Consider the following 11,230-nt stretch of genomic DNA (forward strand, 5'->3'; position numbering starts at 1 on the left):
TTAAACTGATACTATTATTCCCAATTGTAGAGATGGCAAAATAAATCTCACCATCTCTACTTATGACAAAAGGAAAAAGAGGCCACCGTAGTGACCTATTATTATGCGGATAACTTATGTCTTCCTCTAGCACGTCTTCTTTTTAAAACAAGGCGACCACCTTTAGTTTTCATACGTTGACGGAAACCATGAGTTTTCTTTTTCCAATGAGTATTTGGCTGAAATGTCTGTTTCAATTTTCACACCTCCTTAAAAAACACCATAATAGTTCAAATTATAGCTATTAGAATTATAGACTACTGCTGTTTTTGTGTCAACAGATTTCAAAATACTTGTTGATATCTTATACTCATTTTGATAATATATTTATGCACTTATCCACAGGTTTTGATAAATTCTGTGGATAATTTTATAAAAAATTTTAAGAAAGGATTTGCCTCCATGACGGATATTCAATTACAAACAACTTGGGAAGAAATATTAAAAAATCTAGAAAATTCGTTATCTACTAGAGTTTGCAACAATTGGTTAAAACCACTAAAACCTATCAAGCTCACTACAGAAATACTAGAACTAGGTGCTCCTAATGTCTTCACAAAAAATTGGGTAGAAAAATACTATCTACCTTTTTTAACAGATTCTTGTTATGAAATAACTAAAGCACATTTAGAAATATCTATAACTAATCTTGAAAGCTCTAAAAATGCAGAAACCATCTATCCAGATGAATTAAAACAACAACAATTAAAAAAACGCAATACACGCGTTAGAACGAAAAAAAAAGCAACTAATTTAGCACAATCAAACGATTTATTTCAACCAACACTAACTGAAGCAATGCAACCACCTAGTGAAATGACAGAGACACCTCTTCCTATAAATCCCGGAGATAAATCCTCACTAAATCCAAAATATACTTTTGAAAGTTTTGTCATCGGTAACTCTAATAGTTTTGCTCATGCTGCAGCACTTGCTATTGCTGAAAATCCAGCCAAAGATTACAATCCATTTTTTATGTATGGCGGTGTAGGTCTAGGAAAAACACATTTAATGCATGCAATAGGTCATAAGATTTTGCAAAAGCATCCCCAAAAAAGAGTTTTATACACAACTAGTGAAAAATTCACAAATGAATTAATTAATTCCATAAAAGATGGCACATCTGCTGCTTTTCGTCAAAAATATCGCAACATAGATGTATTACTTGTCGATGATGTTCAATTCTTAGCAAATAAAGAACGTATACAAGAGGAATTTTTCCACACATTTAACGCTTTAAAAGATGCTAACAAACAAATTATCTTGTCTAGTGACCGTCCCCCTAAAGAAATCAAACCCCTTGAAGATAGACTATGCTCTAGATTTGAAGGTGGATTACTTGCAGATGTACAGGCACCAGATTTAGAAACAAGAATTGCCATTTTAAAGAAAAAAACATTAATGGATAATTTAGATGTTCCTCTAGATGTTATGACATATATCGCTAGCCATATTGATAATAATGTTCGTGAATTAGAAGGTGCATTAACAAGAGTAGTCGCTTATGCCTCATTCAAACATTATCCTGTAACTAACGAATTAGCTATTGATGTTTTAAAAAATACGATAACAAAACACGAAACAAAAACAAAACAAGTGGATAAAGTTATCAACATATCATTAATTCAAGAAACAGTCGCTAAATATTTTAAATTAACCTTAGCTGACTTAAATGGAAAAAAACGCAATCGCAGTATCGCTTTTCCTCGTCAAATAGCCATGTATTTAGCTAGAGAAATGACTGATGCCTCACTTCCTAAAATAGGCGGTAACTTTGGTGGCAGAGACCATACTACTGTTATGCATGCTCATGACAAAATAAAAAAACAATATAACGATAATCCTAAGACAGCAAGTATTATCGATGAAATCAAAGCTTTAATCACAAAGTAAAACTTATTAACAAGAGTTGTGGATAATTATGTTGATAACTTGTGTATAAACTGTGCATAACTAAGAAATACACACAAAGATGTGGATATGTGGATAATTAGTCACAAAATATCCACAAGATATCAACAGGCTTAAAGCCATATGCCATAAGCTTTCAAGCCACTTATCAACATATCCACAGATACCTACTACTAATACTACTAATATATAATATATATATAATAATAATAGAATACTAACATAGGAGTGGATAACTCATGAAAATCACCTGTGAAAAAAAAGAATTAGTACAAGCAATTCAAACAGTTTTAAAAGCTGTACCTAGTAGACCACAAATGCCAATATTATCTGGTATATATATTAAAGCTCATCAAGACTTTATTGAATTACAAGGTACTGATTATGAAATCAGCATTATCTGCAAAATAAAAGGAATAATAGAAATAGAAGGTACCATTGTATTACCAGGAAAATATTTATACGAAGTTATTCGTACATTACCTGGTGAATATGTAGAAATAAAAAATAACGAGAGCGATAATACTGTAAATATTCGTTCAAATTCAGCACAATTTAATTTATTAAATATGCAAGAAAATGAATTTCCTATTATTGAACCATTAAAAGGACAAATTAATTTTAATTTAAAAAATGATATATTCTTAAATTTTATCAAAAAAACATCCTTTGCTTGTGCAACAGATGAATCAAGACCAGTATTTACAGGCTGTTTAATGGATATAACAGATGAAAATATCGTAATGGCTGCAACAAATATGCACAGACTTGCTTTAATAAAAGAAAATATAAATTATATTTCAGATAATAATATAAAAATAATTATTCCCGCAAAAATATTAAATGAATTTGTACACATATTTAATTCTGAAATTCCTACAGATATCCAAATTTCTTGTACACATAATAAAATCAGTTTCTCTTATGAAAATATATATGTAATTTCACGTCTAATCGAAGGACAATTTCCAGATTATAATCGCGTTATTCCTAAAGAATTTAAAACACATGTAAATATAAATAAAAATGAATTCCAATCTGCACTAGATCGTGTATCTTTAATATCACGTTCGGGGGATTATAATATTATTCATTTTGAATTTGTGGATAATATTGTAAGAATCTCTTCTGATAATCCTAATATTGGTAAAGCAGAAGAAACAATAAATGTAGATATTGAAGGACCTGGTATAAATATTTCCTTTAATGCAAAATATATTATCGATGTATTAAAAGCCATTGATGCTGAGAACTTTGTATTTTCTTTTAATCAGCCATTAACAACAGCTTCTATCACACAAGAAGATAATAAAAACTTTGTTTATGTTGTCACTCCTGTACGCACAAAAACAATGTAATAATCATGAAAATAGAATTATTAACATTATATAATTATAGAAATTATATAGATTTGAATTTAAAATTATCCCCTAATATAAATATTTTTACAGGATTTAATGCACAGGGAAAAACAAATATTATTGAAGCTATACATTTTTCTTCTTTAGGTATATCACATCGAACTCGCACTGAGGGGGATTTAATATTATGGGGAAAAAATGAAGCTAATATAAATATTAAATTTTCCAAAATGGATATTAATTCTATATTAAAGATAAAAATAAAAAAAAATACTAGAAAAGAATTAAATTTTAATGGAGAAATTATTAAACAAAAGGATTTACCAGGATTATTAACGATGATATTGTTTTCTCCAGAAGATTTAATGCTTATAAAAGGTTCACCCCTTATGCGAAGAAGATTTATTGATATAGAATTATCCCAGATAAGTAAAATCTATTACAATGAATTAGTGCAATATAATAGATTATTATTACAACGAAATAATTTATTAAAAAAAATTCGTGAAAATAAAAATTTAATAACTATGTTAGATACATGGGATGAACAGATAGCAAAAAAAGCTTCTTTTATTGTTGATAAGAGAATTAGGGGGATAAATGATTTATCAAAATTAGCCCAAAAAACACATTATCAGATATCTCAAGATACAGAGATATTAAATATAAAATATAATATTTATAATAAAGGTAATGGAGTATTAAATAATTTTGATGATTTATTTAGTTTTTATAAAAATATATTAAAAAAACATCGGGATAATGATGTATATAGGGGGAGTACTAGTGTCGGACCACACAGAGATGATATTGATTTTAGTATAAATAGTATTTCATTAAAATCATTTGGTTCTCAAGGTCAGCAACGCAGTGCAATTTTATCCTTGAAGCTAGCAGAGCTAGAATTTTTAAAATCTGAAACAGGAGAATATCCTGTATTATTATTAGATGATGTGATGAGTGAATTGGATACAAATAGAAGAGAAAAATTATTATCTATATTGCAGGATAATAATGTGCAAACATTGATTACAGCAACGGATAAAAGTTTATTTAATATCCACCCTAAAAATAAGTTTTTCAAAGTGGATAAAGGAATTGTTAGTGAATAAATGAGAAAGGCATATAATATTTATTATATGAATTAATAGTATGAAACGAGCATATTCAAATAATTTATTCGAAACAGGAAATACTATAATTCCTAAGACTATGAAAAATCTAGGTTTATTAAATGAATATAAAAAAAACCAAATTTTTTATACTTGGGGGGATATAGTAGGAAAAGAAATTGGAAAACATATAATTCCTCAAGAAATAAAATTTGGTGTATTATATGTTTATGCAAATTCATCAGTATGGGCAAATAATTTTCAATATTTAAAGATGGAAATTATTGAAAAAATAAATGAATTTTTAGGATATAAATTTGTAAAAGATATACAATTTACGAGATTAAAAAAGAAAAAAAATGAAAATTATTCAGCAATTTTAGAACGAAAAGTTGATTTGGGAAAATATGTAAAAAGAGTACCTATAACTGATGAAGAATTAATATTAGCAGAACAAAAGGTAAAATATATACAAGATGAGGATTTAAAACAAAAAATAAAAAATGTATATTTAAAAAATCTGCAGTTAATAAAATTGAAAAAAAATTATGGGTGGATAAATTGCACAAAATGTGGAAGATTGACACCTAAAGAAAAACCAATTTGTTTTAATTGTTTGCGTGAAATAAAAGAAGAAAAAGAAGAAGCTATTATTGAAATATTTGAAGAAATGCCATGGGCAACATATCAAGATATATCACAATATGTGGATTGTACTATGGATATGGTGAAAAAACAGCGTGAAAAATTAGTTCAAACAATAGCGAGTAAATTATCCCCAGATGATTTTAAAAGTATAGAAGCTATGAAATTAGTAATGCTGTATAAATCAATTTCTCCAGATAAATTAAATGAATGTATAATAAAAGATACGTTAAATAAATTGCGTTTTGATATGGCTTTTTGGGACAATAATAAAAAGAGAAAATAAAAAAATGTGTATATCTTTGATAAAGATATACACATTTTTTAGTTTATCCACAAATATATACACTATCTTGTGGATAAACATCTATTTTTATCTTTTAATTGTGATTAATCAATAAATTTTTTAAATTTATCCACAGATGTATTCACAATTAATGTGGATGGAAAATTCATTTCTGCTAAGATTTGATGTACGTATTCATGATTACCAACATCATTAGCAATATGGGCATCACTGTCGATAATTAAATTAGTCTCGTATTGTGCACAATACTTTAACATTAATTTCATATTTTCACGGGAATTTAGTCGTTCACCTTTAGGACTTACGGAACTATTATTTAATTCTAAAAGAACATTATATTCTTTTGCAGCAAGAGCTAATTTTTCATAATCTACAGGATAATAACCGTTATCTGGATGACCGATAATTTTTATTTTAGGATGTTTCATGGCTTCTATAATAGTGAATGTATTTTCTTCTTGATTGCCAGGTTTGATGCAAATATCATGCAAACTAGCAATACCATAATCTATTTTACTAAAGCCTTTTTCAGATAAGTCCATTGTACCTTTATAATCTATAATGTTAATTTCAGCACCCATACGAATTAATAAATCATCTTGTTGTCTAGGTATAACTTTGAAATTATAAAAATAAATTTCTGAACAAGTTCCAGGCATATTAGTTGTATGTTCTGTAATACCAAGTAATTTTAAACCTTTGGCTTTGGCACTGTCGATCATTTCTTGAAGTGTGCTATATGCATGTCCACTAGCAATCGTATGAGTGTGTGCATCTAAAATATCAATCATAAAAAATGCCTTCTTTCTTTATAATATAATTTTATTTTGGAATATCTTGTAGAGCCTGTCAATAAATACTTTTGATTAAAAATATTGTATACATATATACATATATTTTTTCGTTGATATTTTGTTTTATTATGATATAATAATTCTAGTTATGTAATTTGAGTATAAAATTAATAACTAAAAGTTATAGATTTTATTAAAGATGAGCCGATTGCTATAACATTTTAAAATTTACTGAATAAGGCTCTTTTATAATAGTAATTGTATAAAAATAACCAATGAATTGATAAGATTGGCTTATAGGAGGTCATAATAGATGTTTAAAAGAGTCTTAATTGCTAATCGTGGTGAAATAGCAGTACGTATTATACGTGCTTGTCAAGAAATGGGAATAGAAACTGTAGCTGTATACTCTGATGAAGATGTAGATGCAATGCATGTAAGATTAGCAGATTATAGTTATAATATTGGACCAGCTGATGCTAGTGAAAGTTACTTGAATAAAGATGCTTTGATGGAAGCTGCTGAAAGAACTGAAGCTGATGCTGTTCATCCAGGTTATGGTTTCTTATCAGAAGATGCGGATTTTGCTGAAATGGTAACAAAAGCTGGTATGACTTGGATTGGACCATGGGCAGATACTATCCGTAAAGTAGGCGATAAAGATATAGCTAGAGCGGCTATGGTGCCATCAGGAATTCCAATGTCAAAAGGTAGTACACCGCTTGAAAGTAATGAAGATGCTATTGAAAAAGCAAGAGATGTTGGATATCCTATTATTTTAAAACCTGTTGCTGGTGGTGGTGGTAAAGGTATGCTCATTGCCAACAACGAAGAAGATTTGAAAAATATCTTGAATATCATAGACATTCATAAAGTAAAATATTATTTTGAACATTATATTGAACATTCTCGTCATATTGAAGTACAGATTGTGGCTGATAATTATGGTCATGTTATTCATTTAGGTGAACGTGAATGTTCTCTTCAACGTCGTAATCAAAAATTATTGGAAGAATCACCTTCTATAGCATTGACTCCTGACCGTCGTGCGGAAGTTGGTGCATTAGCTATTAAAGCAGCTAAAAGTGTTCACTATAATAATATCGGTACAGTAGAATTTTTACTTGATTTGAAAACAAATCAATTTAATTTCATGGAAATAAATCCACGTGTTCAAGTTGAACATGGCATAACAGAAGCTGTTACAGGTATTGATCTTGTGCGTACACAAATCCGTATTGCAGCTGGTGAAGCTTTAGAATTGCAACAAGAAGATGTTAAATTTACAGGTCATGCTATAGAATGTCGTATCAACGCAGAAGATCCAGATAATAACTTCATGCCATCTCCAGGTAAAGTTGATTTCTTCTTAGAACCAGGTGGTCCTCGCGTTCGTGTAGATAGTGGCGTTTGTGCTGGTCTTTCAATCTCACCATATTATGATTCTTTAATTGCTAAAATTATTGTACATGGTCGTACACGTGGTGATGCTATTAAAATCATGCGTCGTGCATTAAATGAATTCCAAGTTCGTGGTATCAAAACAACTATTCCACTTCATCAACGTATTTTGAAGAATGAATATTTCTGTACAGGTGATATTGATACAAGATTTATCAGAAATCATTTCTCTAAATATGTTCAACCAATGACACCTGCACAGTTAAAAGCTTCGAAAAAAGCGAAGACAGAACAAGAAATTATCAATGCTATAAATGCAAGTATGTATTATGCTTGATTTATAAAATATATAGTAATATACCTGCCCCTGATAACGAGTATAAGTTATCAGGGGTTTTTTTATTGACAAAATAAATAGAAATGATAAATAATGAATTAATTCAATTTATATAAAGAAAGGTAAAGGTGGAGATAATGAGTAACTCTCGTATAAGAATTATCAAGGAACCGGAAGAGAGAAAACAAGAAATTATAGAAGCAGCATTACATTTATTTTCCCAAAAGGGCTATGAACATACAACGATACAAGATATTGCTAAATATTTAAATATATCCCAAGGATTATGTTATCGTTATTTTAAATCTAAAACAGAAATTTTTACGGCAACTGCTGAATTTTATGCACAGCAGGTTTTACAGCAGATAAGACAGCCTTTTCCTGATAATATGAAAGCGATTGATAAATTTAATATTACAATAAAGAGATTGTTTCAATATATTATCAAACATGGTGAATTTGAAGCTAATAGTGAAGTAAGTGCCTTACGTGCGGATAGATTAGATAGTATTTCCAGACAGATTATAGAAGTGATCATACCGATAATTAAGCAAGGTAATGAAGAAAAGATATTTAATTGTCATGATATAGAAAGAACGACTAAGATTTTTATTTTTGGTTTGGTGCATACTTTTCATGAAGAAATGCCTAAGCAAAATATAAAGGATTATATTAAGTCTTTTTTAGAGTATTTAAAGACAAATTTAGTATTGATTTTAAATATAAAAGAACCTGAATTACTAGGTGAAGGTTGGGAAAACATTTTATAGATATAGATGTAAAAAACTAGGTGTTATATTATATCAACACTTAGTTTTTTTTATTTGACGGTATAGTTTATTTGTAGTAATATTTAAATGAATGAATTTATTCATTCGTGAGATGAGATGATAAAATTTGTTATTATATTAGGATTTTTCTGATATTATATAAGTGATGAATAAAATAGAAATGAATACAGAAGGAGGGATTTATGATGAAGAAAATATTTTTTGTGCTATGTTTGTTATTATCTTTATATTTATGCACAGGTTGTGGAAAAAATGAACAAGTTGTGGATAACACTGTTTATGTAAAAACACAGACAATTGATTATGGTGCAAGTAGTAATGAAGATAATTATGCAGGTGTAGTTAAAGGTCGCTATGAAACTAATTTGGCTTTTCAAGTTAGTGGAAAAATATTATCTAGAAATATAAATCTAGGAGATAGAGTATCAGCAGGAGATGTCTTAATGGTAATTGATGACAAAGATATTAGGCAAAGTGTAAATGCTTATGATGCTCAAGTAGAAGCTGCTAAATCACAATTGAATTTAGCACAATCAAATCTTGCTAGATATGAGCAATTATATGCAGCTAATGCAGTCAGTGCTCAATCCTTAGATCAATATCAAAATGCGTATGATAGTGCTTTATCAGCGTATAATCAGGCAGTAGCTCAAGCTACACAAGGATATAATTCCTTGGGTTATACACAATTAGTCGCAGATGCAAATGGTGTTATTTCTAGTGTAAATGGAGAAGTAGGTCAAGTTGTCAGTGCTGGTCAGACTGTGGCTGTGCTTATTCAGGATGGAGAAAGAGAAATTGAAATATCTATTCCTGAAAATAAAATTCAAGATATTAGTATAGGTCAAAATGCTATTGTTGATTTTTGGGCATTAAAAGATACTACTGTTCAAGGTGTAGTTAGAGAAATTTCACCAATAGCTGACGCTGTAGCTAAGACTTATAAGGTTAGGATAAGTTTAATAAATCCACCACAGGATATTCAATTAGGTATGACAGCTAATGTAATATTTGAAAATGCTAATACAGGAAATACAAATATTATTTTACCTTTGACTGCTTTATATCAAGTAGAAAATAAACCACAAGTTTGGGTGGTAAACGGAGATTCAAATGTTGAATTGAAAGATATACAAGTAGTATCTTTGGGAAAAAATGATGTAGTAGTTACTGGTCTTAATAAAGGCGATGTAGTAGTAACGGCAGGTGTGCATAAACTATATGAAGGGCAACCGGTGAAATTAGCGGATGGTGATACGTTATGAGAAATTTGACAGAGGTATCATTAAAAAATAAAAATTTAGTCTGGTATTTCATTGTTGTAATTTTTTTAGCAGGAATTTTCTCTTATCAGAAACTAGGAAGAATGGAAGATCCTTCTTTTACCATTAGAGAAATGGTAGTATCTGTGGCTTGGCCAGGTGCGACAGCTTCACAAATGGAAGAACAAGTTACAGATAAGATTGAGAAAAAATTACAAGATACACCAGGACTTGATTATGTAAAGAGCTTTTCACGTTCAGGTGAAGCTGTTATTTATGTAAATCTACGAGATGATATAGATAGTGATAAGATAAGACCTACATGGCTTGAAGTCCGCAATATGGTTGATGACATCAAGAAGGATTTGCCAGAAGGTGTTTATGGTCCGTATTATAATGATAGATTTGATGATGTGTATGGTTCAATTTATGCTATCACAGGTGATGGTTATTCTTATGAAGAAATGCGTGAAAAGGCAGAGAAAATTCGTCGTATTTTATTGACTATAGATAGTGTTAGTAAAGTAGAACTTGTGGGTGAACAGCCAGAAAAAATATATATAGAAGCTTCACAAGATAAACTTTCAGAATTGGGAATTAGTCCTCAAGATATCATGCAGGCAGTGCAGACACAACAGCAGATGACACCAGCTGGCATGATTGAAACGCAATCAGATAATGTTTATTTACGTCTAAGTGGTCAATTTGCAGATGTGGATATGCTTAAAGAGATGCCAATCAATGCAGGCGGAAAGATTTTACGATTAGCAGATATTGCTACTGTAGAGCGTAGATATACAGAACCAGCTGAGCCAAAGATGTTTTATAATGGACAGCCAGCTATAGGTCTTGCTGTTTCCATGGAAGCTGGAGGTAATATTTTAACCTTAGGTGAAAATTTGCAAAAAACTATTACAGAAGTGCAAAAATATTTACCTACAGGATTGGAAATAAATCAAGTATCTAATCAGCCACAAGTAGTAAAAGATTCAATAGATGAGTTCGTAGGTTCCCTGCGAGAAGCGATTATCATTGTCTTGGCAGTTAGCTTTTTGAGCTTAGGCCTTAGAACAGGCATGGTAGTTGCAGGTTGTATACCACTTGTTATTTTAGGTGTATTTGTGGCCATGGAAGCTTTGGGCATAGATTTGCATAAGGTTTCTTTAGGAGCATTGATTATTTCCTTAGGTTTATTAGTTGATTATTGTGAGCCGTATACTTGTGATTTTAATCATGAGTTAGGCGAACAAAATAGTCAGCGTATATAGAA

At 29.9% G+C, this 11,230-nt stretch carries 9 protein-coding genes and 1 pseudogene; 8 read left to right on the forward strand and 2 right to left on the reverse strand.

What is annotated here, in order from left to right; translation table 11 throughout:
* Positions 1-101: 101 nt before the first annotated feature.
* Entirely contained in the window at positions 102-236 is a 135-nt protein-coding gene (rpmH, locus tag Q5I67_RS03240) for a 50S ribosomal protein L34 (RefSeq protein WP_027889067.1), read from the reverse strand.
* Between the two features lie 205 nt (positions 237-441).
* Between rpmH and dnaA the strand changes: the two genes are divergently transcribed.
* From dnaA to Q5I67_RS03260, 4 genes are all read left to right on the forward strand, one after another.
* A complete protein-coding gene (dnaA, locus tag Q5I67_RS03245) occupies positions 442-1,932 on the forward strand; it encodes a chromosomal replication initiator protein DnaA (protein ID WP_302486342.1) in 1,491 nt (496 codons plus the stop codon).
* Positions 1,933-2,189: 257 nt separating this feature from the next.
* The gene (gene dnaN, locus Q5I67_RS03250) at positions 2,190-3,308 is read left to right on the forward strand and encodes a DNA polymerase III subunit beta (protein WP_296899945.1); all 1,119 of its coding nucleotides are present in this window, start codon (positions 2,190-2,192) and stop codon (positions 3,306-3,308) included.
* 5 nt (positions 3,309-3,313) lie between these two features.
* Entirely contained in the window at positions 3,314-4,423 is a 1,110-nt protein-coding gene (gene recF, locus Q5I67_RS03255) for a DNA replication/repair protein RecF (protein WP_302486343.1), read from the forward strand.
* A 40-nt stretch (positions 4,424-4,463) separates the two neighbouring features.
* Positions 4,464-5,354, forward strand: a complete 891-nt coding sequence (locus Q5I67_RS03260) for a DUF721 domain-containing protein (protein ID WP_296899941.1) — start codon at positions 4,464-4,466, stop codon at positions 5,352-5,354.
* A 104-nt stretch (positions 5,355-5,458) separates the two neighbouring features.
* Here Q5I67_RS03260 and Q5I67_RS03265 read toward each other — a convergent pair whose 3' ends face one another.
* Positions 5,459-6,166: a phosphatase gene (locus tag Q5I67_RS03265; RefSeq protein WP_302486344.1), complete on the reverse strand. Its 708-nt coding sequence runs from the start codon at positions 6,164-6,166 to the stop codon at positions 5,459-5,461.
* Positions 6,167-6,482: 316 nt separating this feature from the next.
* Here Q5I67_RS03265 and Q5I67_RS03270 point away from each other — a divergent pair, with 316 nt between their 5' ends.
* The 4 genes and pseudogenes from Q5I67_RS03270 to Q5I67_RS03285 all read left to right on the forward strand — a co-directional run.
* Positions 6,483-7,907, forward strand: a complete 1,425-nt coding sequence (locus Q5I67_RS03270) for an acetyl/propionyl/methylcrotonyl-CoA carboxylase subunit alpha (protein WP_296899938.1) — start codon at positions 6,483-6,485, stop codon at positions 7,905-7,907.
* 137 nt (positions 7,908-8,044) lie between these two features.
* Complete coding sequence (locus Q5I67_RS03275; protein WP_302486345.1) at positions 8,045-8,677, forward strand: TetR/AcrR family transcriptional regulator; 633 nt, start codon at positions 8,045-8,047, stop codon at positions 8,675-8,677.
* A gap of 206 nt (positions 8,678-8,883) precedes the next feature.
* On the forward strand, positions 8,884-9,963 hold the full coding sequence (locus Q5I67_RS03280; protein ID WP_302486346.1) for an efflux RND transporter periplasmic adaptor subunit: 1,080 nt from the start codon (positions 8,884-8,886) through the stop codon (positions 9,961-9,963).
* Positions 9,960-11,162, forward strand: a pseudogene (locus tag Q5I67_RS03285) (efflux RND transporter permease subunit); the annotation flags it as partial. The gene Q5I67_RS03280 and the pseudogene Q5I67_RS03285, both read left to right, overlap by 4 nt.
* Positions 11,163-11,230 lie beyond the last annotated feature (68 nt).

It is taken from the genome of uncultured Megamonas sp. (assembly GCF_958438645.1).
Lineage (GTDB): Bacteria > Bacillota > Negativicutes > Selenomonadales > Selenomonadaceae > Megamonas.

What these genes read in the sequence shown, in the direction of transcription:
- Q5I67_RS03260 (WP_296899941.1), top strand. Translation starts at nt 4,464, where the DNA reads ATGAAACGAGCATATTCAAATAATTTATTCGAAACAGGAAATACTATA.
- recF (WP_302486343.1), top strand. Translation starts at nt 3,314, where the DNA reads ATGAAAATAGAATTATTAACATTATATAATTATAGAAATTATATAGAT.
- Q5I67_RS03270 (WP_296899938.1), top strand. Translation starts at nt 6,483, where the DNA reads ATGTTTAAAAGAGTCTTAATTGCTAATCGTGGTGAAATAGCAGTACGT.
- Q5I67_RS03280 (WP_302486346.1), top strand. Translation starts at nt 8,884, where the DNA reads ATGAAGAAAATATTTTTTGTGCTATGTTTGTTATTATCTTTATATTTA.
- dnaN (WP_296899945.1), top strand. Translation starts at nt 2,190, where the DNA reads ATGAAAATCACCTGTGAAAAAAAAGAATTAGTACAAGCAATTCAAACA.
- Q5I67_RS03275 (WP_302486345.1), top strand. Translation starts at nt 8,045, where the DNA reads ATGAGTAACTCTCGTATAAGAATTATCAAGGAACCGGAAGAGAGAAAA.
- Q5I67_RS03265 (WP_302486344.1), bottom strand. Translation starts at nt 6,166, where the DNA reads ATGATTGATATTTTAGATGCACACACTCATACGATTGCTAGTGGACAT.
- dnaA (WP_302486342.1), top strand. Translation starts at nt 442, where the DNA reads ATGACGGATATTCAATTACAAACAACTTGGGAAGAAATATTAAAAAAT.